Raw genomic sequence first — 23,754 nt, 5'->3', positions numbered from 1 at the left:
GCTATTCGCTCCCGGCCGGCCGCCTCCGGCGTGCCGGCCGCGGTCCCCTCCGCCGCACCGGAGTCTGTGCGGCCGTCGCCGCCCGGCGCTCTGCGGGGAGCGAACCAACCGCCCCTTCCGTTCCCTCCGGAAGTGCCGTTGTCGGCCGACGTGGTGGTCGGAGCGTCCATGGTGTGCCTCGCCTCGAACATCTTTCGGTCGGTCTGCGCACTTCCGCTGGCCCGGAATGCGCTAGCAATTCCCCGCTCTGACTAGGACTGTTGGCAGCCCACATTAGCCGCCGCCATACCCCTCACCGGGGTCGGAACCGGCAGAGTGTGAGATTGACCGCTGTCCCTGCCGTCGCAGCATGGCAGGAAGCATCAGCGCATGGGACAAAGAGCGCGAAGTCCGGCCATCCACACCGGATTTACCGTTAGGCTCCATTGCTCCCGTGCCATTCGCGGTTTCCGGCCGCGTTTCCCGCGGCACCTGCGGGCCAGCGTATTACTGTCGCGGGCGCCCCACTTACCGTACGGGACAGACGAGTTGATACGCCTCGCGCAGATCGCCTCCGCTGTACGTGTGGGTGGCCAGCCCGGACAGATGGTGGTCCGCATTCACCGCCACCGCCCTGGGCACCACCGCGAAGATCTCGGCGTCCGACATCGAATCACCGTACGCAACGCAGTCGTCCAGCCTTACCCCGAACTCTGCACACAGCCGGTTCGCGACCTTCACTTTCGCCGCCGGGCTCAGAATGCCCGCCCGGTCGACGGGCTCGGTGAAAGGCACTACCGGCCAGCGTGAACCGTGGGCCGCATGGGCGCCCCAGTCCAGCAGTCGCGTAACAAAGAAGTCGGGCGAGAGGGAAATAACGGCACAGTAATCACCTTGGCTCCGGATATCCGCCCAGACCTCACGGATTCCGGCCAGCCAGGGCGCCCCCTCGAAGGCCGCCGACACCTGTGCCACCGTCAGATCGGCCCATAGCTCCCGCGCCCGGACCGCGAACTCGTGCGGTGCCATCCCCCGGGAGAAGAAGTCGGCCTCCAGCTCGGCGATTTCGGCGCTCAGCCCGAGCTGCCGGGAGATCTCCACAGCGGCGGCCGATCCACGGATGAGCGTTCCATCGAGGTCAAAGAGATGCAGTCTGCGTACGCGCGCCATGTACGCCGAGGTTAGTACGTACGGTTACTCCCGTCGTCAGACGCCCTTCCACCGGCCAGACGGCACCGTGTTTCACGTGAAACCACTCACGCGGCCCGTCCGCCGGGCGCTCCTCGTTGTCCATGTCGCCACCTCCGTGAGCTGGTTGGGGCTCACCCTCGGCCTGCTGACGCTTGGCGTGACCGCCTACATCACCGACGCCCCCGCCACCACCCAGGCCTGCTATGACGCCATGAAGATCCTCGCCAACTGGCTGATCGTCCCGGTGGCACTGCTCGCCCTGGTCAGCGGGCTGGTGCTCTCGCTCGGTACGCCCTGGGGCCTGGCGCGCCACTGGTGGGTCTCGATCAAGTTCTGGCTCACTCTGATCACCTTCGTGGCGACGGTCTTCGCACTGCGGCCGACCATCGATCAGGCCGCGCTCCTCGGGATCCCCAACACCAGCCTGATCGCCGCCCCCACGGTGGCGAGTTCCGCGTATCTCTTCATGACCGCGATCTCGGTACTCAAGCCATGGGGGCCGACCCGGCGCGGCCGACGCCATCGGATCATGACCACTGCCCGCACCGCCTCCCGCTCGGCTTCTCGCACCACTTCCCACAAACTGGTGGACGAACGATCATCGACTCCGACAGCCTGATCCCCATGCCGACAGCGACACCACTCTCCGCTCTGCCGATCCGCCGTCTGACCATGAACGACCTCATGTCCTGTGCGGACCTCTCCGAGGACCGCGGCTGGGCGCGGGAGGAGCGCAGGTGGGGTCTGCTGCTGACGGCGGGCACCGGATACGGCATCGACGATCCGGAGGGCAGAGGGCTGGCCGCCGTCTGTGTGATCACCTCGTACGGTTCCGCGTACAGCACCTCGCACCGGTCCTACGGCTACGGGTCCTACGGGTCCCCGAGCGGCTCCTCGTACGGCTCCCGCTCCGGGAGCGAGACCTCGCGCCTCGGGGCGCACGGTGCCCCGGGCGACCGGGGTCTCGCCACGATCGGCATGATGCTGGTCGCCGGACGGCATGCCCGGCAGGGCCTCGGCCGCCGGATGATGACGCATGTGCTGCACGAAGCGGGGGACACTCCGCTCATCCTGAACGCCACGGAGTACGGTCTGCCGCTCTATCAGCAGCTCGGCTTCACCAGCATCGGCGTAACGGAGACGGTTCTCGGGCACTTCAAGACCCCGGAGCCGGTGCCGTCGCGGGCCCGGGTGATGACCCGGCCCGCGACCGCCGATGATCTGTCGGCCATCGTCCGCCTGGACACCGAGATCTTCGGTGTCGACCGCACCCATCTGATCGTGCGCCTGCCTGCCTTCGCGGACCACCTCAGGGTCGCGGAGGACAGCTCGGGGCTCATCGGCTACGCGGCCGCCTGGCCCACACCCGCGGCGGATGTGATCGGCCCGCTGATCGCCAGGGACACCGGGACGGCGAAGGCCCTTGTCAGCTCCCTGACCGCTGGGATCGCCGATTCCTGCCGGCGGCTGCGTATCGTCATCGACATACGCCACGAAGAGCTGCTGGCCTGGGTGAAGGATCATGGTCTGGAGCCGACCACCCGGACCACCACGATGGTCCATGGCATCCCGGACCAACCGGGCGACTGGACCTGGCGGTTCGCACCGCTGAATCTGGCGACGGGCTGAACCGTACGGCGGACGGCGACCGCGGCGGTACGAGCCGCCGGCCAGGTCGCCCCCAGGCTCTCTCCGGCGCCCCAGGATCCCGCCGCCGGGGTCCCGGCGTACCCTGCGGATCATGAGCGATCCGGAGATACGGCGTGCGGCCCCCGACGACATCCCCGCCATTGTGGCGATGCTCGCGGACGATCCGCTGGGCGCCCAGCGCGAGTCCCCCGACGACCTCACGCCGTACACCGCCGCCTATCAGCGCCTCGCGAGCGACCCGAACCAGCATCTGATGGTGGCCGTACGCGATGGCCGGGTGGTCGGTACGCTCCAGCTCACCATCGTCCCCGGGCTCTCCCGGCGAGGTGCCCTGCGCTCGGTCATCGAGGGGGTACGCGTTCATCGCGATGAGCGTGGCAGCGGGCTCGGCACCCAGTTCATCGAGTGGGCGGTCGATGAATCCCGGCGCCAGGGCTGTCAGTTGGTCCAGCTCACCTCCGATGCGAGCCGTACCGACGCCCATCGCTTCTATGAGCGGCTGGGCTTCACCGCCTCCCATCTGGGCTTCAAACTCCAGCTCTGACCCCTGACCCTGACCCCTGACTTCCGAGCCCCGAGCCCCGAGCCCCGAGCCCCGAGCCCCGAGCCCCGAGCCCCGAAGAGCCTGCCGGAGAGCATCCGGACGTACCTGTTTCACGTGAAACATCCGCTTGTTTCACGTCACGATGCGAAACCGCGCCAGCCTCCCTTGTCCACCCCGCCGGGCACATCCGCCTCCGGGTCATAGGGATGACGGGTAAAGGCGAACGACCCAAGGTCGAGATGGTCCACCAAGCCGTCCGGCCTGCGCACCACTCGCAAGGTCTCCCCCGCGTAATAGCCATCGAGCCCCGTCCAGGTGCCATCCGGCTCCGCGGCAAAGCGCGAGCCACGCCCGCCGCCGCGCAGTGGGTACAGGTCCACCCCTCGGTCCGCCGCCAGCTTCAGCACAAAGGCATGGGTGCCCCAATACCACGGTCCGGTGAGGTCCAGCAGCGTCTGATCGACCTCGGGCAGCGGGCGCCAGGGCTCGGGGATCCGAGGCTCGGCATCCGCCACAATCCCGATGAGATCGACGGCAACGGCTCCGACCGCCGGCCCCGAGGTGGCATTGGCGAGCACCACCGCCCCCACCCCGTCCGCCACACTCACCCACAGGGAGGCGACAAAGCCGGGCAGCGACCCGCCATGGCCGACCAGGCTCCGACCACCCTGGCGCGCAAGCTGGACACCGAGACCGTAGCCGCCGTCCCACTGCCCGGCCTCGGGCGGAGCGGACGGCGTTCGCATCTCCCGTAGGGACTCGGCACTCAGCACCGTGTCATCGCCCTCGGCGAGGAAGACCGCGAAGCGGCAGAGATCGCCGGCGGTCGACCAGAGCTGTCCTGCCGGGGCCATCAGCCCGAGATCCATGGCGGGCTCCGGCAGCATCACATCGGCCCAGGGATGCACGGCCCAGCCTCCGGCATGCGGGGCGACGGGCTGAGCGGTCGTACGGTTCATGCCCAGCGGCTCCAGGACCTCCCGCCGCAGCGCCTCCTCCCAGGGCACGCCCCGTACCGCCTCGATCAGCGAACCCAGCAGGGTGTAACCGGGATTGGAGTAGTGATGGCGGCGCCCGGACGGATGGAGCACGGGCCGCTCGCCGAGGACATCGGAGAGTTCCGGGCGTGAGGTGCCCGGTGTCCGTTCCCACCAGGGTGCCGGGGTCTCGGCGGCCAGTCCCGCGGTGTGGTCGAGAAGCTGGGCGACGGTGACCTCGCCCACCCCGGTGCCCGGAAGGTGCTTCTCCAGCGGGTCGCTGAGATCGAGCAGTCCTTCGTCGCGCAGGCGCAGCACCAGTACGGCGGTGAAGGTCTTGGTGATCGATCCGATGCGGTACTGGGTGTCGGCGTCGGGCGCGTGCCCGTCCACACAGGTACGGGAGCCCGTCCAGACCATCCGTCCCTCGCGGGCCACCGCCGCGACCAGCGAGGGCGCGCGGCCCTCGGACTGGGCGAGGGCGATGCGGTGCAGCAGGGCTCGTCGGGTGCCGGGCAGCAGCTCTTCATAAGGCGATGCGGGCGATGTGGACAATGCAGGCGATGTCATGAGCCACATCTACCGGTGCCGCCCCACGGAGTCGACTCCATTTCGCGGGCTGCGGAACGGCAGGTACGGGCGGGTCGACGCGCGTTGCGCGCCGCTTGCGGTCCGGCCCGTATACGTATTCCCGCGTACATCCGAGTCGTACATCCGAGCTGTATGCCCGTATCCGAGTCGTATGCCCGGGAAGGCTGACCGTGGATCTTCGCTACTGGCTGCCGCGCGCGGTGGATGTGGCCGAGCAATGGGGCGAGCGGTTCGGCCCCTTCGAGCCGCATACGGCGCACCGGGTGAGCGACGAGGCGTTCGCCGACGCCTTCGGCCGCTTCGCCAAGCGGATGGAGGACAACTACCCGTTCTTCCATCCGCGTTACGCGGGGCAGATGGTGAAGCCGCCGCATCCGGCCGCGGTCGTCGGCTATCTGACGGCGATGCTGTTCAACCCCAACAACCACGCGGCGGAGGGCGGTCCCGCGACCACCGAGATGGAGCGGGAGTGCGTCGCGGCCCTGGCAGAGATGTTCGGCCTGCCCGCGCATGTCGGGCATCTCACGACCAGCGGCACGATGGCGAACCTCGAAGCGCTCTATGTGGCCCGGCGGCTGCACCCGGACCGCGGCGTCGCGTACAGCTCGGAGTGCCACTACACGCATGAGCGGATGTGCGAGGTGCTGGGCGTCGAGGGCCACCGGGTGGCGGTCGACTCGTACGGGCGGATCGACCTGGACGCGCTGGAGAGCCTGCTCAAAACGGGCCGCATCGGCACGGTGGTGGTGACCACGGGCACCACGGGCCTGGGGGCCGTGGACCCGGTGCACGAGGTGCTGCCCCTGGCCCGGCGGTACGGGGCGCGGGTGCATGTGGACGCGGCGTACGGCGGTTTCTACGCGCTCCTCGGGCGGGCCGACGCCCCCGAGGGGATCGACCCGAGGCCGTGGCAGGCGGTCGCCGAGTGCGACTCGGTCGTGGTGGACCCGCACAAGCACGGCCTTCAGCCCTATGGCTGCGGGGCGGTGCTCTTCCCGGATCCGCGCGCGGGCCGGCACTTCGCGCACGACTCGCCGTACACCTATTTCACCGATGCCGAGCTGCACCTGGGCGAGATCAGCCTGGAGTGCTCCCGGGCGGGTGCCGCGGCGGCCGGGCTGTGGCTGACCCTCCAGCTCCTGCCGCTCACCCCGGACGGGTTCGGGGCGATCCTCGCGGCGAACCGCCGCGCGGCGCTGCGCTGGGCGGATCTGCTGGCGGCCTCGGACGCCCTGGAGCTGTACCAGCGGCCCGATCTCGACATCGTCAACTACTTCCCGGTGACCCGGCCGGCCTCGCTGTCCGCCGTCGACGCGGCGTCGGGACGTCTGCTCCAGGACGGCATGACCGCTCATCAGGAGCCGGTCTTTCTGAGTGTGCTGCGCACGGACGCCGAGGCGTTCGTACGCCGGCATCCGCGGATCGTCCGCGACGCCGATGCGGCACGGGTAATGCGCAGTGTCCTGATCAAGCCGGAGGCCGAGCACTATCTCGACCGCCTGCACGCCCGGGTGGAGCAACTCGCCGTACACGGCGAGGAGCGGTAGCGCACGGCCCCCGCACCGCCTTCCGGAGGGAACCGTTGTCCACGATCGAAAGTCCGCCGCGTGGTGTCCCGCGCCGTCCTGCCAGGCCGGACACCGATGATCTGGCCGCGCTGCTGGCCGCGGCCTTCCACGACGATCCGCTGACCCGCTGGATCATTCCGGACGGCCGGCGCCGGGCGGAGCTGCTGCCCGGCCTGTTCCGGATCTTCGTCGAGGTCTCGCACGACTACGACGGGGTGGCCGTCTCGCCCTGCGGCGACGCGGTGATGCTGTTCCTGCCGCCAGGGGCCTCGAAGCAGGTGGACGAGCGCGCGGAGGAGCTGGAGCGGCGGTTCGCCGAAGCCCTCGGTGAGTACGCCGAGCCGCTCGGGACCATCGTCAGGCTCCAGGCCGAGCGCCATCCGGCCGAACCCGACCACTACTACGCGTCGTTCGGCGCGGTCCGCCCCTCGCGGCAGCGGAACGGTCTGCTCTCGGTGCTGCTCCAGGAGCTGATCGACCGTGCCGACCGGGACGGCTGCCCGGCGTACGCGGAGGCCAGTTCACCCGGCGGTGAGGCGCTCTGCCTGCGGCAGGACTTCGTACGGCTGGGCGACGACATCGTGCTGCCGGACGGCGGCCCGTCGCTCCGGCCCATGTGGCGGGACCCGCGATGAGGGGCGACGAGCAGATCCGGTTCTGGACGGCGGCCGAGGTGGCCGCGGGTGAGGTGCCGCGGCTCCATCTCGACCACCTCCGCGAGGTCCTGGAGTGGAGCGGCGACTTCCTGGTGTCCGGCCATCCCGAACTGGGCCGCAGCGGCCCGGTGTGCCCGTACACCCAGCCCTCGCTGCGCAAGCAGCTCTTCCATCTGGCCGTCCTGGCCGACGCGGGGAGCACGGACCTGTCCGCGGCCGTCGGCTCCCTGCGCGCCTGGTACGAGCGGCTCTCGGCCGACCTCGACGAGGAGGACCAGGAGCTGCTGACCCTGCTGCTGGTGCTGCCGCACTTCGACCGTACGGACTCGGGCGAGCTGGACGAGCTCCAGCGCAAGGCGAAGGACGAGTTCGTCGCCGACGGTCTGATGATCGGCCAGTTCCACCCGGTGTGCGAGGAGCCGGGCCTGTGGAACTCCGGATTCCGCCCGCTGCGCGCTCCCCTGCCGCTGCTGGCGGTCCGTAAGCTCCTCGTCTTCGACCTGCCGTTCCTGCTGGGCGACGACACGCACATGGACCACTACCTGCGCCGCTTCGCCCCGGCCATCCCGGCCCGCGTCCGCGGCCAGTTGGTCAGCCGAGTGGTCGCCTAGCCTCACCAAGCCCCGGTGCCCCGCCCCCTGCCGACGGAGCGGGGCACCGGTCATTGCCGCGTCCGCTACCGTCGCTCTCGCCCTGCGGGTCGACGGGCGGGCGGCCGTCTCCAGGGTGTGTACAGGCTGTGTGCACCGCGAAAGTCGACCGATCGGCCCGGAGGTGCCATGTCCTTGCGGATGAAGTTGACCGCGATAACGCTCGACTGCCCTGATCCGCCGGTTCTTGCGGCGTTCTACCAGCAGGCCACCGGCCTTGAACCCCACCCGAAATCCGACACCGACTTCGCCGGTCTCAGCCGTGAGGACGGGCTCTTCATCGGCTTCCAACGAGTCGACGACTACCGGGCGCCGCGCTGGCCCGACCAGACCGACCCCCAGCAGTTCCACCTCGACTTCGCGGTCGATGACCTGGACGAGGCCGAGGCCCGGCTGCTGGAACTGGGTGCGGGCAAGCCGGATCACCAGCCGGGTGGAGACAGGTGGCGGGTCTTCACCGATCCGGCCGGGCATCCCTTCTGCGTGGTCAGAGCCTAGATTCGGCCGCGCAATCCCGCACCAGAAGGCCGATCGACGCGGTCGGGCCGCGACGCGCTGTCGGTGTAGGGTCTCGCGGCTCGTGTCATAGGGCAGCACGCTGAACTGCCGCTCTACGGGCAGTCTCACCGTGTGACCGACATGATCAGTCTCACGGCGACGGCGAATTCCACAGAGCCGAGGTGTGGTTAGAGCTGCTTGGAGGAGTCGGTTGCCCTGGCCAGACGTCGGCTGCGTACTCGGGCTCTGCGGGCCTCCTGGGCCAGACGCACAAGCTCAAGAAGAAGCTCAGCTGCCTGTTCTTCCTCAGGAACTAAGGCCAGGAGCGAGCTAATGGTGTCGTCCTCCGGAATGACTGTGCCTGCGAGATACCGCTGGACGTTGTGACCACTCGCGGCGGTGACCCAACACTCGTAATCCTCGTCCCATCTCATGATCCCCTCGATGAGGTCATGCGCCTCCAAGACCTTGCGCAGCTTCTCGATGAAGCGGCGCTGCTCCGGAGGTTCGTCGATTGCCACAGGCTCTCTACGTCGAGTTGGCCATTCGAACCGTATCTCGGAGAGCGCCCTGTGGCGCTCCATCCACTGGGTCGCAACCTCTGCCGCCTCCTTGTCCTTGAGGCTGTAAACCCAGTCCCACTCCCACTCTCCAGGCTCAGCACGCACTGGTGATGCAGGTACCCACCAGCGCAGGAGGGCAGCGATCGTCTTCCTCCTGGGGAGCCGCCCCCCGGAAAGGGCTGCGTAGAGGGCTGCCCTGGAAACCCACGGCTCCGCGTCCGCGATGTACGAGACAGGCGTCTTACTCTTACCGAGTTCTCGCAGGTCAGCGGCGAACGACTCAACCTCCCCAGCGGTCGGATCGATGGGGGTCCAACGCGCGGGCATGTGACCTGCCTCTCAGTATCGACTGTCCATCCTGTTAGCGATGTCTCGCGACATCTCTCAACAGTACGGGAGCTGTCAGTCCCCTGCGTAGGCTTTCTGACGACGGCAAAGTGGCTCCATTCGACAGGAGTTGTGGACCTCTTCGCATCTCCGGCCGGGGGTAGCCCCTGCGCCAACAGGTTTTGCCGTCGCGCGTAGTCCTGACCATCCGCATGCACAGGAGGCGAAACGGCAGCGGCCCCCCGCGCCAACGGGGGGCCGCTCATCGCGTAGCCCGGACAGCTTCCACGCACGCAGTCATGAAGTGGAGAAAGCCATCAGTTCCGTACCCGAGCCTACGGCCCTCGATCAGGTCCCGTCGAGTCGGCTTCAGAAGCCCAGGATCCGCACCTCACCTGCCACCGGAGAGGCTGGTCGAGTCACTCGCCGACGGCCGCAGCGACGCGGCTGGCGACGGCTCGCACGCACTGCGGGACACAGCTTCGTTCGTGGAGTCGCCGGTGCCGCCGGCAACGCCATCGTCGGCGGAGCCATCTGGTGGCTCCAGCAACGTTAGGCGGGTCGAGTTGTCCCCTGCTGTAGGGCGCCGCTGAGGGTCGAGTGGTTGGGGCTACTGGCCGATTCCCTCCGCACGAACGAGATCCCCAGCAGCATCTGCGGGGATCTCGTTCGGGGTCGTGGCTTTCCCATTCGGTGCATTCCTCGCGCTCACCACAGAGGGCGGACGGGACGGAAGGAGCTAAAGTGGCAGCTCGTCTCGATGGCGTGGACAGATCACGGGTGGCAAGACCAACGGGGTGGAAATGGGTAACGGTGAGGGCTTCACCGAGATCTCCCTGAGAGATCTGGGCCCCAAGCCGAGGGGTCAAATAATCACGCCTGCATGGCAGTACCTCAAGGCGGCCCACTCCAGCGTCCAAGGCATCTTCGACGGCCTGTCCGTGGTGCGTCGGACCCGGGCCGAGGCGCGCGAGGAATTCCGTGGGCGCCTAGGAACCGATGAACAGAACCTGCTGCGTGCTGCGCTGGTGTTCACCTCCAGCGGGTTGGACGCCTGCTGCAAACGCCTTGTCCGGGATACGGCCTCGGTGCTGATCGAGGGCAACGCGGACGCGGCGCGGAAGTTCGACGAGTACTTGGCCCACGAACTTGCCGTCGGCCCATCTGATCCGGTCGCCACCGCGATCCGCAGCAAAACGCCCCGCGACGAGTTGATCAAGTTGTACGTAGCGGCGCGAACGAAGGCGAGCATGCAGGGGAGCGAGGATCTACGCAAGCGGGTGCGCGACACTCTGGGGATACCCAACGCGAAGGTCTCCAAGCAGCGGCTCGCGCTGCTCGACCCTTTCTTCACTGCCCGCAACGACATCGTGCATGACATGGACTACGAGGACCCCAGCAGCACCGGTGCGAAACGGCACACCCGGGTCATGGAATCGGTCCGCGGCCAGTGCGACGAGGTGTTCGCAGTGGCGAGTGAACTCATCGCGGGTACCGCAGCCAATGTGCGAGCCCTGCCCTGACCATCGCAATGTCTACTCGGCACCTCGAAGATCACGCTGTTGGACGGATCAACTCTTGTTACCGAGTCCTCCGCCGATGAGTCAGTCCCTCTCACTCAACTGGCAGTCCCGCCGAACGACGACGCTCAATGGCCGTGATGACGTCCATCGTCGGAAGCGTCCCGTTGAGTGAGGCCAGAGTTAGCCGGTCACCACCCGGGGCGGTGTCCAGCATCGCCTCGCACCACCAGCGCTTGAGAATGGCCTCCGCTTCCTCCGGAGCTGCCACGAGCAGCTCGCGATAGAACTCAATCCGCTTCACGCTGTCCAGCGCGGCCGCGGTGCCTGCCCCGTTTCGCGGTACGCGGTCAGGCCTATGCTGGTGGACCGGTAGTGCACTCATCGGGTAATCCTTCCGTCTACTCCAAGTCTGCCGCGCGGCAGACTTCGGACGGTCCGTTCACAGAACCGTCCCACCCAGCGAGGACTCACCAACGCCATGCGCCCAACCACCGACGCATCCTGGCAAACCGGCCGCCCACGCTCTCGCCAGCTTGCTGCGCGAGCTCGTGCCGATCGCGTTCACGGTTCTCGGCGACCTCATCAGGCGAGTACCGGCGGCTCCACTGCACCTTGCCCTTGCGAATCCAGTAGTGCGATTGACACGACAAAGCCCAGCTGCCGACCGAAGGGGTCAGGGAGACGTTCTCGCCGTCGTAGGTGAACGACCACTGCGCCGACGACAACGGCGTGATCACCTCCTGCCCGCAGCCGCAGCAGCACAAATGGCCGCAGGTGCTGTACGCGATCGAGACGTACAGCACCCCCTGATCCATAGCACCTGGAAAGCTCTCGACGAACTCCGACCGAAGGAAGCCGACTGCGGTCACGTCAGTTCCTCGTTGGCGATCTCGTTCGTGATCAACGAGTAGGTTGCGAAGCCCTCTCCCGTCGCATCCGCATAGGTGCCGACGTAGCGCTTCCAGCGGATGACCGCGAGCATCGCGTTGAGCGCGTTCAGGTCAGAGGTCTGAATGTTGCGCCCGTAGTCGTCGCGTTCGGGTGCCGGGATCGGAATCCTGCGGCGGGCCTGCTCGCGGCGCCCCGGCAGACTTGCCGTGACCCGAAGCAGACCGCCGAGTCGGCCATCGGTCTCGTCGATGCCCAGTCCAACATCGATGAACGGCACGTCACGGGCCTCCAACCAGTCCATGATCACGGGCTTGCCCGCGGCGTCGTCCGATGCAAGGAAGACGAACGTCGCCCCTTGGAGGTTTTCGAGGTTGTCCTCGTCCAGGTACTCCTCGCACGTGGTAATGCCGCGGTGCATGTTCGAATAGACCGCCGCAAAGTACTCGGCCTTGTTGGGACGGTTGCGCAACGTGTCGAGGGTAGCCGCGCCCGGTGCTCGGAAGGCGTTGTGGTTGTCGAAGGTGTCGCCGTCGACGAGCAGGATCGAGTCGACCTCGGTCTTGGAAACCTGGTCGAGGATGTAGCTCCCGGTTCCGCCGAGACCAACAATCACGATCTTGTGGCCCCGGTACCGTCGGTTGACGGCGGCGAGGCCAGCTCGCGACGTGGCGGTGTCCCGGTAGACGAACGGCGTGTCGTCGTCGATCTCCTGCCAGGCCGCGCCGGGGGTGGGCGTCACAGCACTGTCGATCGCCTGTGCCTGGTCGGCGACCATCCGTACATAGGCCGTGACCTTGGAGTACTGGTCGGGGTACCCGTCCGGCGTCGGCTTGCTGGAGAGCATGAAGCTCGCCTGCAGCCCCTCGGCGATCGCCCGAGATTCGGGATTGACCATCGCCAGTTTCCGGCCGTACTCGTCGCAGGGGGTCGAACCTCCGAACCAGATGCGGTGGTCGGTGTCGGATACGACGCGGTCTCCGCTGACGGTGACCGGATAGGCGAGGAAGCCGTACTCAATGGTCCTCGCCTCGGTGACGTACGGGATGTGTCGCACGACCAGGTGTCCCGCCTGCACGACGACATCGAACCCGTGGTCGAGCAGGCGGGACAGGTCGGGATCACGAACGAGAGGTGCGGTAGACATCGAAGACCATCCCCTCCTTCACCCGCACGCTGTGGCCGGCAGTCAGGCTCCCCGACCCGTGACCGTCGTGGCCGCGGCTGTACCGGACCGTGATGGTGTCCTCGCCGGTTCCGGGCTGGCCGGGGTAGGCGAGCTCGACCACCTGCTCAAAGGAAATTTCCTTCGCCGCCCAGGGGTGCGATCGAGTGTTGACGGTGATCGTGACGGGGCGGGGCCCGTGGGCGTCCTGTGTCATCGGGTACTCCTACGGCGTGGTAACAGGCCGACCGACACCCACGCCGAATGTCAATCGCCGCTCGAAGTTTCGAGCAGCTACACTGTAGCAGAGGTGATCGACATGTCGAGCACTCCAAGAGATCAGGGGCAGTGATGAGTGACAGTCCGAGCGTGGACGTCAAAGCCTTGCATGCGGCCTTGGAGGCGGCCCGCCTGGAAAGGGGTCTATCCGGCCGGCAGTTGGCGAAGGACATCGGGGTGAGCGCATCTACCATCTCGCGCATGGCCAACGGGCTGAAGCCTGATGTCACAGCCTTCGCGGCGATGACGACGTGGCTACGTATGCCAGCGGAGGCCTTCTACGTGGTTCCGGGCGTGGAGGCACACGCGGAGGAGCCGGAACTCGTGGCGTCCCTCGTTCCACTGCTCCGAGCTCGCCGGGACCTCTCCGAAGGAGACGTGGAATACCTCCAAGAGGTCATCGGGGCGGCCGCGCGGCGGTTCCGCACGGAACGTGGCCCCCGGAGCAACTGAAATGCGCTGGACGCAGACCCTGATGCGAGAGGTAGCCCAGGAGGAGCGAGCCGCGCTCGGCCTGAGGAAAAACGCCCCGTTCGACCCGTACGCGCTCGCCGAGGAGCACGGCATCAACGTGTACACACTCGGCAGTCTGGTCGAATTCGGTATCGGCCCAGAGGCCCTCAGCCACTTCACGGCAGTCGACTCGTCCGCGTGGTCGGCCGCCCTGGTGCCCCTGGGGACGGCACGGGTCATCATCGAGAATGAGTCGCACACCATTGCCCGGCGCAGGTCGAACATCGCGCACGAACTTGGCCACCATCTACTGGAACACCCCTTCGATAACGTGATCTTCGGCGAAGACCACAAGCGCCAGTTCAATGAGAAGCAGGAGAAGCAGGCAACCTTCATGGCAGGCGAGCTGCTGATCCCGCTCACCGCGGCGGAGCGTATGGCGTTCGACGGTTGGGACAACGCTCGCGTCGCCGCTGCATACGGAGTGAGTGAGCAGTTCGCCCAGATGCAGATGAAAGGCCAACGAGTACGGGCACAGCGGGCCGCGAGCAAGTACGGATTCCGGTCCCCAACAGGGCACTCTCGATAATGGACCACGGGCACTCGCGCTGAGCTGGCTAACCGCCACTATTCGGCGAGGGACAGCATCAGCGGCCGGTGTGGGCCTGACTGGCGATCTTTCCGCTAGATGTACGACACAGCTCCCCGACGGCTGCTGCGCAGTAGGTGCAGGCCGACGCTCCGGCCGTTTCGGTGTGAAGCCACAAGTTTTCTCTAGCACCGTGCAATGTGCGCTTCACTTCGTCGTTTCTCCCTACGCAACGCGCGCCAGGGTGAGCGTCACAGTAGGGGCACGCCACCCCCAGCGTCCCAAGGCGCCGTTTCTCCTCTGCTGTATGAAGCTCCTGTTCGCGCACCGCCTGCCGCCGCAATTCCTCCTCCTCATCAGCCCGTTCCGAAGCCACGTACTCCTCATAGGAGTCGGGATGGTGGCTACAGGCGCCCTTGCGGAGATCCCGCCGACACCAGCCCCCCTTCTTCCGCTCCGTGGCACAGTGGAAACGCAGCGGCGTCTCACAGTGGTGCGGGCAGGGCCCGTACAGCCTCGTGTTGTGGCGACAGGGGCGGAAGGTGGTACGCCCCATGACACCACACACATCGTCAGAGCGAGCTTGCTCGCCAGCTTGGGCGAACATCTCGGCGTACTCCGGCCAGCCAGCGTCCTGCCCCCACTTCCGCCACCACGCCGGTTGCGCCTGTACGGTCACGAGGCCGGTTTCGTCGACGTGCCACACAGCCTTGGGCATATCCGTGGCGGTGGACAACATTGGCGCTCCGAGTCAGTTAGAGCCTGCTGCTACAGGCTGGCGTTGCTGTGGGAGAGGCTAGGAGACGCAAAAATAGCCTGTTTGCGGGTCAGGCACGCGGCGGCGATGATTCACTCGTTTAGAGCAACCCGATCTACGGTTTATCGACTCCCCGGAAACACAAAGGCGCAGTACGTTATCGGCCGGTCGCAGGTACGGGTCCTGTACCGGGGCGAGACTGTGCACCGGTAGGTCAGCGGCTCCGGTGCACTCATCGCCCTGTCCGTTGCCCCTCAGGGATTTTTCGAACGGCCGCAGCCACCCTCTTCCCGAAGGGTGTTGGCTTCATGGGCCTGCCCCGCTCAGCCCTTTCGAGCAGGGCTTGGCCAAGGTCCCCTTCAAGGCGGGTGATCTGGGCGTTCAGCGCAGGCTGGGTGGCGCCGAGAGCCTTGGCTGCCTCCCCGATGGTGGCATAGCGCAATGCCGCCACGAACCGGTCGAGTCGCTGCCAGGCGAAGGGGCCGGTGAGGGCGGCGCGCAGAATGGCAGGGACAGCGGCCGCTTGGTCGGCTGCGTGCAAGGCCGCGTTGTGGCTTCCTCCTCCGCGGGGACGGAGAGGTATGTGGTGGGCCCGTGCCCACCGTGCCATGTTCGCAACACTCATACCCTTTTCGTGGGCGAGATCGGGCAGGGTCCGCTGGCGGTCGACGTACTGCTCAAGCAGCCATTCCTTTTCGACGGTTCCGCGACGTTGGTAGTGCTGCGGTCCGCCGCGGAGCGGGATACCGTACTCCCGCGCGAGCTTGGTCAGTACCTGGCGAGAGAATCCCGTCAGGTCGGCGATCTGCTGAAGTGAGCGATGTTCTTCCAGGTAAAGGCGGCAGAGCACCTCTTTCGGCATCTCTTGGCGGGCCCTGAAGCTGATGCGGCCGGTTGCTCTGGCCACAATTTCGTTCGCCGGGAGAGCGGGGGCGGGTTGCTCGTCCAGCACGAGCCGGATGGCCTCGACGCTGGTATCGAAGGTCTCGGCGGCGTGCTGGACCGGATTCTGGCGATTGCGGATGAGCTGGTGCAGGCGGGGGACGTCGATCTGGCCTGGATCGGGGCCGGGAAGGTCGAGCCCGGTCAGCAGCGTGAGAGGTGGCTGCCAGGTCACCGGTTCTCGGTGGATACCGTGGCTGGCAAGGAAGTTCCGGGCTTCTTCCGTCAGTGCCTGGGCGAGCTCGGGGGTCTGGAGGGCCGAATAACGGGCGCTGACAGCCCGGAACTGTGCCTCGTTGACGCCGAGGTAGCCCGGGGCGGCTTCGGTGGGAAGGCCGCTGATGCGCTGGAAGAGCTGGCAACGGGCGACCATCTCGCGGCGCCCGGCGCCGGGCGAAGTGCCGGTGCTGCGACAGATCTCCCGCCAACGTTCGTGCGGCAGCAACTCGGTGTAGTCCAGGCGGCGCCGCCGCTGGTAGTCGATCGGCACGTCGACAGCGTCGAGGTATTCCGCCAGTCGGACGAGAGCGGTGGTCATCGTAAGCCAGCACGGATGGTCGTCGAGCACCTGGAAGACGCGGGAGATCTCGGTTCCGTCGATGACCGCGCCGAGGCGGTAGGCAGCGTCGTCAAGGGTGATGTTGCTGCCGATGATCAGCAGTGAGGAGGCCAGCACGGGGGCGAGGACGCGGGGATAAATTCCGTCAGGCGGAGTGAGCGGGACGGCCCAGGAAGGCCAGAACGTGCTGGGGATCTTTCGGGCTCGTCGTGCCGTGGCGCGACCTGTCGTCCTCGGACGGCTCGGCAGGGGCGTGACCGTGCGATAGCGGAGCTGTTCGCTGGGACGAAGCGTGGGGGCGAGGGCTGCCAGGTGTACTCCTTGCAGGACAGGGGTCAGACCTTGTCCCCAGCTGTCGATGCTGGTGGCGCTGATCTGCCAGAGCTCCTCGCGCATGGCCTCCAGCAGGACCCTCATCGTCTCGCCAGCCCGGGGGACGTCGCGCTGGTCGAGAACGTGCAAGGCGATGGTCACAGCGACGGCGGTGCTCACGGCCCTCGGTGGGGCCATGAAGCCAGGCCGTTCACCGGCCCGGTCCGTGAGCCGGGAGACGGGATCGGGGGTGAGGTGACCGGTGATGAGGTCGGATGGGACGAGATCAGCAAGGTAGGGTATCGGAAGATCTGCCAGCACCCGGCCGCTGATGGCGCGGATGTCCGTCAATGCCTTCTGCGTCGGCTGAGGGCTGACTGCATAGGCACCGAAGTCGGCGGTCCCGGACTCGATGATCTCCAGCAGCCTGCCTTGGGCTTTCAGCGCTGGGTGTCCTTGGGACAGCTGAAGCGTACGGGCTTGGGTCAGATCGAATCCGCAGCCGCCTGACCGAGGTCCGCCCGGGGCGACTGGTGGGTTTCCGCAGACCCCAGGAAGTGGGATGACCCTGCCGGAACAGGGCCGTTGCCGCTGAACACGTCCGCAGTTCGGGCAGCAGTCCGCCAGGAGCTGGCCATGGAGGAGGCAGGCGTATGACCAGCCCAGCCGCCAGGCCAACTGCCATCGGCCATCGCTGTCACGCAGGCAATCGGGGCAGAACCGGGAGCCGCTGCCGCGGCCCCAGAGCACTCGGCGGTTGACGTGCCGGCGCTCCAGGTCGATGCGAAGCGCGCGCTGGTCGTAGTGGGCCAGCGTCATGGCCGTAATCGAGGAAGATGCCAGCCCACTCGCGTAAGCAATCGCCGTCGCCTCATGCTCGCGCAACGCGATCGTCCAGTCCGGAGGGATGTCACGTCGGTGATTGCCCGATCGGCCTCTCACCGGAAATCCCAGATGCCAGAGCACCTCACCCAGCGTGGTGTTCAGGCGCTGCGCCAGGGCCTCCAGCCAGGAGTCGAGGGCTTCTCCGGGAAGGGGGTCCAGCCGGATCGGGAACGTCCGCGGGGAAGCCGTCACACAGCCTTCTTGCGGGCAGTTCGAGGCTTGCTGGTCAGCTTCCCTCTCTCCAGGGCAGCCTCGAGTTCCCGGCGGGCTTCCTCCGAGGCCTCGTCGTTCTCCACACCGTCCAGTAGATCGCGGCTGAGCACCTCCTCGCCGCTTCGGACCGCCCGCTGGCAACCACGGTTGATCAGCGTCATCAGGGAGCCGATGTGGCCGGTACTGCGGGCGAACAAGTAGTCCGACAGGTCGTCGGCGAGCATGCCGGGGTACTTGTCGGCCAGGACCACGCGCTGTTCGAGGGCCAGCAGCATCTGCCGCCATTCCTGGCGACCCTTTTCCTTCTCGATCGTGAACGGACGCATGCCCAGCCGGGTCGTGCGGCGCCCGGTCTGGGCCAGGACCGCGTCGCCCTTGCTGCCGCCTTCGCTGAACAGCCCCTTGCCGGCGAGTCCCACGCCGATCATCAGGAGCGTCACCGGGAACTCGTTGGCGATCCACTTCAGATGGTTGCTGACCTCGACGCCGTTCTTGTTGCGCCACCGAAGAAAGTGCAGATCGTCCAGAGCAAGCAGGCGGACCTCGCAGGACAGTACGCAGTCCAAAGCGCGCTGGCCGAGCTGGGCAGTGGTTCCGCGGTGGCGTCCCGGGTGACCGAAGAACTCCAGGATGGCCCGGTTGAGGTCTTTCATACCGGTGTTGCCGGTCAGTCCGACTCGGCAGACAGGGAGCCGCTCATAGCCCTGGGCGGTGAACTCTCTCTGCTCAGCGATCTCTCTGTGGTGGAACTCGCGGGCGAAGGCCAGAACCGAAGTGGTCTTCCCCAGGCCGGGGAAGGCGTCGACCGCGATGGCGCCTTTGGCTTTGTCGCCGTCCTGCAGGTTGCTGTCGATGATGTCCCATAAATCCTGGTGGAGTTCGGACAGTTGTGGGGTCTTGATCGGCCCCAGGTTGGCGTGCCATTCGCGCCGCAGCCGGTCATACTCGGCCTTCGCTTGCGTGCCGAGCGCGGCCATCTGGGCCCCGGTGAGGAGTTCAGGCCGGGTCCGGCGTGGGCCTTCGGCGAACGCCTTGAAGTCCTCCTTCCGGGACAGGGCCAGGTTCGACGGACGAAGCGCGCTGGTCTCGACGGTCACACGTCCTCCAGTGCGTCTGCGTAGAAGTCGTCCTCACCGGCCAGGTCGTCCACGTCGGCCTCGTCGTCATCGCCGCTTTCCAGCAGTTGCGGCTGCTCGGGTTCCGGCGCCTCTGGCTCTGCCCCGAGGGCTTTGCGGACGGACGGAAGCGAGACCACTGCCTCCGTCTGGGTCTCCGGCAGTTCGATGGCTGCCTGTTCTCGCGAGAGCCGCAAGGCCATGCGCCGCTCAGCCAGCGTCGTGCCCAGGCCGAGCTTCCAGCGTTCCAGCAGGTCAGCGACCGCGAGCCGGTCGTCGGGGTACTGGTATTTCGAGGCAGCCAGCTTCCTTGCGAAGACCAAGGCGTCCTCGCTCAGCGGCATGTCACCTGACGGAGCATGCTCCCAGCGCAACGTGTGCCAGCGCCGGTCCGGGTCCCGGAAGTCGATGCGGGTGATGTCGTCGGGGTCCACCTGGAACGGCCACCCGTTGTCGACAGGCCCGTCGTACGGACTCCTGACTTTGCTCAGGTCCTGCAGCCCAGGCCCGCTGTAGCGGCGACGATCGATCTCGACTCCGTAGTGCTGGATCGTCCGCCACTTCGTCTCAAGGAACTCGAACGCCAAGTAGGGATCTCGTGGCACTTCGATGTAGCCGGCCCGAGCCATACCGTGCTCGAACATCTTCGCCGACGACATGCGCAGCCCCGGCAACCCCGGGTCGACCAAACTTGAATGCGGCCGACAGTGATAGACCGTCGCGACCCACTCCCTGATGATCGCCTCAAGCTCGTCCAGGTAGAAGAAGGCGTCGCTCTCAGGGTTCTCGCCGCGCGAATGAATGTCGGGGCCCTTGTAGCCAGGAAGGGCCTGCAGCAGGTCCTCACGCACCGTTCGAAAGAACCGCTCGACCGGGCCCTTGTCCCTCCCCGTCCGCAACCGAGCTGGCTGGATCGAGATACCCATCCGCTGGCAAACGCTGGTCAGATGCTCCGAGACATAGACCTTGCCGTGGTCGACCACCAGCGTCTCCGGCACCACGGCTGGGGTCGCAAGGCCGGGTCCTTCGGCCGCATCGATGTCGACCATGACCGTCCTGGGGATGCCGTGCTCGGGCCAGACCGCGTGCCGGGGCCAGTCCCGCCCGGCCAGCCTCGGCCGGAACGACTGATAGAGCACCGCGCTGACATCGACCGCCTTCGTGGAGACCGGCGTCAGCCGGATCCCGGTGATGCACCGTGTGTACCAATCCATCCCGACCGAGAGCTCGGCCTGCACCCAGCGCAGCGTCAGCGGATCGAACGCGAACACATCCAGCCGCGTGGAGTCCATCAGCAGGTACTCACCCGGCCGCGTCGGCCGCAGCTTCCCGTAGACACCGTCTGGCCGGTCAGCGATATCCCGGTTCCGCTTCGTACTCAACCGGAACAGTGGGTGCCGGTTCTCCAGCTCTGTCAGCAGCCGGAAGGCGGTCGCTCGACTCGGCTGCGGCACCACGTCCGGGCCGAACCGCGCGATCACACGGGCCCGAGTGCGGTCGATCACCATCGTGCGCGACGGTTTGGACTCCCCCGTGTGCTCGACCATCACCTCCAGTGCTGTCTCCGCCCAGCGGTCATCGACCGAGATCTTCGACTTGCCGGACGCGCGGCTCTTCGAGGCGAGCCCAGCCTCCCCGTCCCTGCGGAAGTCCGCGACCCACTGCTTTACGCTCCGAAGCGAGACGCTAAGCTCGTTCGCTTTCGCCGCATACCGCGCCTCCAAAGGGCGCTCCGGCACGTAGTCCGGACGAGGTTCATCGTCGCGCGCGAGTTCTGAACTGCCTGAGCGATAGCCAGTCAGCACTTCACGCACATGCTCGGCCCGTTCCAGAACCTTCGCTCTCTCCTTGGCGTCGAGCTGTCCCAAAATTACGGAAGCGATCTCTTTGTCGTCATCCGCAGATGGCCCGGCCTTGTCAGGGATGATGACTGCACGGTCAGAGAACAGGAACTGCGCGAGGGACAAACGCAGAATCGACCCCCGGCCGTCCTTCAAGACCACTTCGTTGCCTGCTGAGGTCGCGGCCATCTCCACCACCTCGACGGTCTCGCCGTCGTAGCGGAAGCGTGTGCCCACTCCGAGGCGAGTACCCGCCCCGCTCATACCGCCCTCCTCAGCACCAGGTGTGAACTCAGGGGCTGGCCCAGGTCAGTGACGAGATCACGGGTCCACAGCAGGTGATGGAGCGCGGCCCGCACATGTAGTGCTGGCCAGTCCGGCAGCAAGTGGACCGCTTCGCCCAATGAGACTCCATCGAGGTCACTCCCTCGGAGTTCATCCAAGAGCTCGGGGTTGAACAGCCACTTCCTCCGGTAACCTGCCAGAAAGCGGACATTCTCCAGCTCCGCTTCTGAAGGCTCACTCCAGATCTCGTACTGCCAGCCTCTGGCCTCCACCGCCTTTCGGGTCCACTCAAAGGTGAAGACCACATCGGGATGAGAAAGCCGTCGACGTGGCTTGACGTCCACCACCGGCCCCTGTTTGGTGATGAGCAGGTAATCCGGGATGTGCTTACGGACCTTCCCGTCCACCAAACTCTCCAGCAGGAACGGCTGGGCCTTGATGTTCTGAACCAGAGGATCGAAGTCAGCAAAGAGCAACCGCGTCAGTTCCAGGCGCGACTCGTAGATCACATGGTCATTCGTCGTCGCAGACCAGTAGGTGCCTGAGTAGTGCCTCTGGCCCTTGTACCAACGGAAAGTACGCCATGGCGCGCCCGACTCGAATAACTCAATCGCCGCCGTGGCCCATTCGCGGTCCTCGATGGCCTCGCCGCTGCGGCGGCGGAAGCTCACACTCACTGTCGTGCCGTCCACTGAGCGCCCCCAGCCTGCGGACGTCTTCTGCCCGCGAGGCCAAGGTGCCAGTTCCGAAACTCGGGCGTTGCGGAACCTCCGCCCATCGCCCGAAAGAGTGAATACTCTGAGCTGCGAGTCTCACGACGACTGCACAAGTGCAACCCATATGCAGTCGGCACTGAGATTATGCAGCGGAATCTGAGACCCTACAGTCGCGCGGCTCACGTCTGGGCCATGTCCACGAAGCGGGAGTAGTGGCCCTGGAAGGCCACGGTGATCGTTGCCGTGGGGCCGTTGCGGTGTTTGGCGACGATGAGGTCGGCTTCGCCGGCGCGGGGGGATTCCTTTTCGTACGCGTCCTCGCGATGGAGCAGGATCACCATGTCCGCGTCCTGCTCGATGGAGCCCGATTCACGCAGGTCGGAGACCATCGGTTTCTTGTCCGTACGCTGCTCGGGGCCTCGGTTGAGCTGGGAGAGGGCGATGACCGGCAGTTCCAGTTCCTTGGCGAGGAGCTTGAGGTTTCGCGACATGTCCGAGACCTCCTGCTGGCGGCTCTCGGCGCGTTTCGAGCCGCCGGACTGCATGAGCTGGAGGTAGTCGATGACCACCAGCTTGAGGTCGTTGCGCTGCTTGAGGCGGCGGCACTTGGCCCGGATCTCCATCATCGAGAGGTTCGGCGAATCGTCGATGTAGAGCGGCGCCTGCGAGACATCGGGCATCCGGCGCGCCAGCCGGGTCCAGTCCTCGTCCGTCATCGTGCCGGAGCGCATATGATGCAGCGCCACCCGCGCCTCCGCGGACAGCAGACGCATCGCGATCTCGTTCCGGCCCATTTCGAGCGAGAAGATGACGCTGGGCAGATTGTTCTTGATGGACGCGGCCCGGGCGAAGTCCAGGGCGAGCGTGGACTTGCCCATCGCGGGACGGGCGGCGATGACGATCATCTGGCCGGGGTGCAGACCGTTGGTCAGGGAGTCGAAGTCCGTGAAGCCCGTCGGCACCCCGGTCATCTCCCCGCTGCGCGAACCGATCGCCTCGATCTCGTCGAGCGCGCCCTCCATGATGTCGCCGAGCGGCAGATAGTCCTCGCTGGTTCGCTGCTCGGTGACGGCATAGATCTCCGCCTGCGCCGAGTTGACGATCTCGTCGACATCGCCGTCGGCGGCGTATCCCATCTGCGTGATCTTCGTGCCCGCCTCGACGAGCCGCCGCAGCACCGCCCGCTCATGCACGATCTCCGCGTAGTACGACGCGTTGGCCGCGGTCGGCACCATCTGGACGAGCGTGTGGAGGACCGAGGCGCCGCCGATACGGTTGATCTCCCCGCGTCTGGTCAGCTCCGCCGCCACCGTGATCGGGTCGGCCGGCTCCCCCTTCGCGTACAGATCGAGAATCGCCTGGAAGACGGTCTCGTGCGCGGGGCGGTAGAAGTCGTGCCCCTTGATGATCTCGACGACATCGGCGATGGCGTCCTTGGACAGCAGCATGCCGCCCAGGACCGACTGCTCGGCGTCCAGGTCCTGCGGGGGAACCCGCTCGAAACCGGCGGACCCGGGGGATCCGCCGTCCCAGACCCCGGTGTCCCGGCCACGCTCGTGCTGCTCCTCGCGACCCCGGCCCTCGCCGCGGCGCTGCCGCGAGACAGGCAGTCGGTCGCTGGGACCGGCGTCGGTCCAGGGATCGTCCAATGGCTCGGGAATGCTCACCGGCCACCTCCTCCCGTCCGCCCTGCGGACCTCGCCGTGCCACTCTTTCTACGGCACGACACTGACAAAACGAGAGGGCCTGAACCCGGTTCCGGCGCGTCGGACGCCGGTCCACGTTAGGCCCGCGGGCACCGTCAGCCAATCTGGTTATCCACAGGCCATGTGGACGACGGACCAGATGCTGTGGAGAACCCCGGCGAACCTGTGCACGGAGCGGGGGACAGCACTGTGGACAAAGTCGGAGCGCCCCCGCCGCACCCACCATGAGCTGGCCTTTTTCCATCCACCGGCTGTGGGGGAGAAAAACTTTCCCGACTGGGCCAAGATCACTGAAAACAGCGTGCGACGGAGCCCTCACTCATGCGCCACGT

At 66.7% G+C, this 23,754-nt stretch carries 22 protein-coding genes; 10 read left to right on the top strand and 12 right to left on the bottom strand.

The window, feature by feature from the left end; all coding sequences use genetic code 11:
- Window positions 1–507 precede the first annotated feature (507 nt).
- On the bottom strand, window positions 508–1,149 hold the full coding sequence (locus KQY30_RS17835) for an HAD family phosphatase (protein WP_217307688.1): 642 nt from the start codon (window positions 1,147–1,149) through the stop codon (window positions 508–510).
- A gap of 76 nt (window positions 1,150–1,225) precedes the next feature.
- On the opposite strand from KQY30_RS17835, the gene KQY30_RS17830 reads away from it, so the two are divergent.
- From KQY30_RS17830 to KQY30_RS17820, 3 genes are all read left to right on the top strand, one after another.
- The gene (locus KQY30_RS17830; RefSeq protein ID WP_217307687.1) at window positions 1,226–1,789 is read left to right on the top strand and encodes a DUF2269 domain-containing protein; all 564 of its coding nucleotides are present in this window, start codon (window positions 1,226–1,228) and stop codon (window positions 1,787–1,789) included.
- Window positions 1,790–1,794: 5 nt separating this feature from the next.
- On the top strand, window positions 1,795–2,799 hold the full coding sequence (locus KQY30_RS17825) for a GNAT family N-acetyltransferase (protein ID WP_217307686.1): 1,005 nt from the start codon (window positions 1,795–1,797) through the stop codon (window positions 2,797–2,799).
- Between the two features lie 112 nt (window positions 2,800–2,911).
- A complete protein-coding gene (locus tag KQY30_RS17820; RefSeq protein ID WP_217307685.1) occupies window positions 2,912–3,364 on the top strand; it encodes a GNAT family N-acetyltransferase in 453 nt (150 codons plus the stop codon).
- Between the two features lie 137 nt (window positions 3,365–3,501).
- Here KQY30_RS17820 and KQY30_RS17815 read toward each other — a convergent pair whose 3' ends face one another.
- Complete coding sequence (locus tag KQY30_RS17815; RefSeq protein ID WP_217307684.1) at window positions 3,502–4,911, bottom strand: serine hydrolase; 1,410 nt, start codon at window positions 4,909–4,911, stop codon at window positions 3,502–3,504.
- A gap of 191 nt (window positions 4,912–5,102) precedes the next feature.
- Here KQY30_RS17815 and KQY30_RS17810 point away from each other — a divergent pair, with 191 nt between their 5' ends.
- The 4 genes from KQY30_RS17810 to KQY30_RS17795 all read left to right on the top strand — a co-directional run bounded on the left by KQY30_RS17810 (window position 5,103) and on the right by KQY30_RS17795 (window position 8,304).
- Window positions 5,103–6,479, top strand: a complete 1,377-nt coding sequence (locus tag KQY30_RS17810; RefSeq protein ID WP_217307683.1) for an aminotransferase class V-fold PLP-dependent enzyme — start codon at window positions 5,103–5,105, stop codon at window positions 6,477–6,479.
- A 35-nt stretch (window positions 6,480–6,514) separates the two neighbouring features.
- Window positions 6,515–7,135, top strand: coding sequence for a GNAT family N-acetyltransferase (locus KQY30_RS17805; RefSeq protein WP_217307682.1), 621 nt, complete (start codon window positions 6,515–6,517; stop codon window positions 7,133–7,135).
- Entirely contained in the window at window positions 7,132–7,767 is a 636-nt protein-coding gene (locus KQY30_RS17800) for a DUF6875 domain-containing protein (RefSeq protein ID WP_217307681.1), read from the top strand. Before KQY30_RS17805 ends, KQY30_RS17800 begins: the two co-directional genes overlap by 4 nt.
- A 168-nt stretch (window positions 7,768–7,935) precedes the next feature.
- A complete protein-coding gene (locus tag KQY30_RS17795) occupies window positions 7,936–8,304 on the top strand; it encodes a VOC family protein (protein WP_217307680.1) in 369 nt (122 codons plus the stop codon).
- A 188-nt stretch (window positions 8,305–8,492) separates the two neighbouring features.
- On the opposite strand, the gene KQY30_RS17790 is transcribed toward KQY30_RS17795, so the two are convergent.
- Window positions 8,493–9,194, bottom strand: coding sequence for a hypothetical protein (locus tag KQY30_RS17790; protein ID WP_217307679.1), 702 nt, complete (start codon window positions 9,192–9,194; stop codon window positions 8,493–8,495).
- Between the two features lie 803 nt (window positions 9,195–9,997).
- Here KQY30_RS17790 and KQY30_RS17785 point away from each other — a divergent pair.
- On the top strand, window positions 9,998–10,717 hold the full coding sequence (locus KQY30_RS17785; RefSeq protein WP_217307678.1) for a hypothetical protein: 720 nt from the start codon (window positions 9,998–10,000) through the stop codon (window positions 10,715–10,717).
- A gap of 91 nt (window positions 10,718–10,808) precedes the next feature.
- Here KQY30_RS17785 and KQY30_RS17780 read toward each other — a convergent pair whose 3' ends face one another.
- The 4 genes from KQY30_RS17780 to KQY30_RS17765 all read right to left on the bottom strand — a co-directional run bounded on the left by KQY30_RS17780 (window position 10,809) and on the right by KQY30_RS17765 (window position 12,987).
- Window positions 10,809–11,018 (bottom strand): hypothetical protein, encoded by a 210-nt coding sequence (locus KQY30_RS17780; RefSeq protein WP_254407191.1) that lies wholly within the window; start codon window positions 11,016–11,018, stop codon window positions 10,809–10,811.
- A 166-nt stretch (window positions 11,019–11,184) separates the two neighbouring features.
- A complete protein-coding gene (locus KQY30_RS17775; protein WP_217307676.1) occupies window positions 11,185–11,586 on the bottom strand; it encodes a DUF6527 family protein in 402 nt (133 codons plus the stop codon).
- On the bottom strand, window positions 11,583–12,752 hold the full coding sequence (locus tag KQY30_RS17770) for a ThiF family adenylyltransferase (protein ID WP_217307675.1): 1,170 nt from the start codon (window positions 12,750–12,752) through the stop codon (window positions 11,583–11,585). Before KQY30_RS17770 ends, KQY30_RS17775 begins: the two co-directional genes overlap by 4 nt.
- Window positions 12,727–12,987 (bottom strand): multiubiquitin domain-containing protein, encoded by a 261-nt coding sequence (locus KQY30_RS17765; protein WP_217307674.1) that lies wholly within the window; start codon window positions 12,985–12,987, stop codon window positions 12,727–12,729. Before KQY30_RS17765 ends, KQY30_RS17770 begins: the two co-directional genes overlap by 26 nt.
- A gap of 152 nt (window positions 12,988–13,139) precedes the next feature.
- Between KQY30_RS17765 and KQY30_RS17760 the strand changes: the two genes are divergently transcribed.
- Together KQY30_RS17760 and KQY30_RS17755 are read left to right on the top strand one after the other, a co-directional pair.
- Complete coding sequence (locus KQY30_RS17760; protein ID WP_254407190.1) at window positions 13,140–13,502, top strand: helix-turn-helix transcriptional regulator; 363 nt, start codon at window positions 13,140–13,142, stop codon at window positions 13,500–13,502.
- A 1-nt stretch (window position 13,503) separates the two neighbouring features.
- The gene (locus KQY30_RS17755; RefSeq protein ID WP_217307673.1) at window positions 13,504–14,091 is read left to right on the top strand and encodes an ImmA/IrrE family metallo-endopeptidase; all 588 of its coding nucleotides are present in this window, start codon (window positions 13,504–13,506) and stop codon (window positions 14,089–14,091) included.
- 989 nt (window positions 14,092–15,080) lie between these two features.
- On the opposite strand, the gene KQY30_RS17750 is transcribed toward KQY30_RS17755, so the two are convergent.
- From KQY30_RS17750 to dnaB, 5 genes are all read right to left on the bottom strand, one after another.
- Entirely contained in the window at window positions 15,081–17,738 is a 2,658-nt protein-coding gene (locus KQY30_RS17750) for a TniQ family protein (protein ID WP_254407189.1), read from the bottom strand.
- Window positions 17,735–18,856, bottom strand: coding sequence for an AAA family ATPase (locus KQY30_RS17745; RefSeq protein ID WP_217307672.1), 1,122 nt, complete (start codon window positions 18,854–18,856; stop codon window positions 17,735–17,737). Before KQY30_RS17745 ends, KQY30_RS17750 begins: the two co-directional genes overlap by 4 nt.
- Window positions 18,853–20,979, bottom strand: a complete 2,127-nt coding sequence (locus KQY30_RS17740; protein ID WP_217307671.1) for a DDE-type integrase/transposase/recombinase — start codon at window positions 20,977–20,979, stop codon at window positions 18,853–18,855. Before KQY30_RS17740 ends, KQY30_RS17745 begins: the two co-directional genes overlap by 4 nt.
- A complete protein-coding gene (locus KQY30_RS17735) occupies window positions 20,976–21,692 on the bottom strand; it encodes a TnsA-like heteromeric transposase endonuclease subunit (RefSeq protein WP_254407188.1) in 717 nt (238 codons plus the stop codon). The genes KQY30_RS17740 and KQY30_RS17735 overlap by 4 nt, the downstream gene beginning before the upstream one ends.
- A gap of 203 nt (window positions 21,693–21,895) precedes the next feature.
- Window positions 21,896–23,383, bottom strand: a complete 1,488-nt coding sequence (gene dnaB, locus KQY30_RS17730; protein WP_217307670.1) for a replicative DNA helicase — start codon at window positions 23,381–23,383, stop codon at window positions 21,896–21,898.
- Window positions 23,384–23,754: the final 371 nt, after the last annotated feature.

Origin of the sequence: Streptomyces sp. GMY02 (genome assembly GCF_019056675.1) — a bacterium.
Taxonomy (GTDB): Bacteria; Actinomycetota; Actinomycetes; order Streptomycetales; family Streptomycetaceae; genus Streptomyces; species Streptomyces odonnellii.
This window is presented reverse-complemented; position numbering and strand designations above follow the sequence as displayed.

Excerpts from the sequence above, each read along its gene's own strand:
- KQY30_RS17820 (WP_217307685.1), top strand. The coding sequence starts at position 2,912 with ATGAGCGATCCGGAGATACGGCGTGCGGCCCCCGACGACATCCCCGCC.
- KQY30_RS17825 (WP_217307686.1), top strand. The coding sequence starts at position 1,795 with ATGCCGACAGCGACACCACTCTCCGCTCTGCCGATCCGCCGTCTGACC.
- KQY30_RS17800 (WP_217307681.1), top strand. The coding sequence starts at position 7,132 with ATGAGGGGCGACGAGCAGATCCGGTTCTGGACGGCGGCCGAGGTGGCC.
- KQY30_RS17790 (WP_217307679.1), bottom strand. The coding sequence starts at position 9,194 with ATGCCCGCGCGTTGGACCCCCATCGATCCGACCGCTGGGGAGGTTGAG.
- KQY30_RS17815 (WP_217307684.1), bottom strand. The coding sequence starts at position 4,911 with ATGACATCGCCTGCATTGTCCACATCGCCCGCATCGCCTTATGAAGAG.
- KQY30_RS17785 (WP_217307678.1), top strand. The coding sequence starts at position 9,998 with ATGGGTAACGGTGAGGGCTTCACCGAGATCTCCCTGAGAGATCTGGGC.
- KQY30_RS17795 (WP_217307680.1), top strand. The coding sequence starts at position 7,936 with ATGTCCTTGCGGATGAAGTTGACCGCGATAACGCTCGACTGCCCTGAT.
- KQY30_RS17770 (WP_217307675.1), bottom strand. The coding sequence starts at position 12,752 with ATGTCTACCGCACCTCTCGTTCGTGATCCCGACCTGTCCCGCCTGCTC.
- KQY30_RS17755 (WP_217307673.1), top strand. The coding sequence starts at position 13,504 with ATGCGCTGGACGCAGACCCTGATGCGAGAGGTAGCCCAGGAGGAGCGA.
- KQY30_RS17740 (WP_217307671.1), bottom strand. The coding sequence starts at position 20,979 with ATGAGCGGGGCGGGTACTCGCCTCGGAGTGGGCACACGCTTCCGCTAC.
- KQY30_RS17835 (WP_217307688.1), bottom strand. The coding sequence starts at position 1,149 with ATGGCGCGCGTACGCAGACTGCATCTCTTTGACCTCGATGGAACGCTC.
- KQY30_RS17765 (WP_217307674.1), bottom strand. The coding sequence starts at position 12,987 with ATGACACAGGACGCCCACGGGCCCCGCCCCGTCACGATCACCGTCAAC.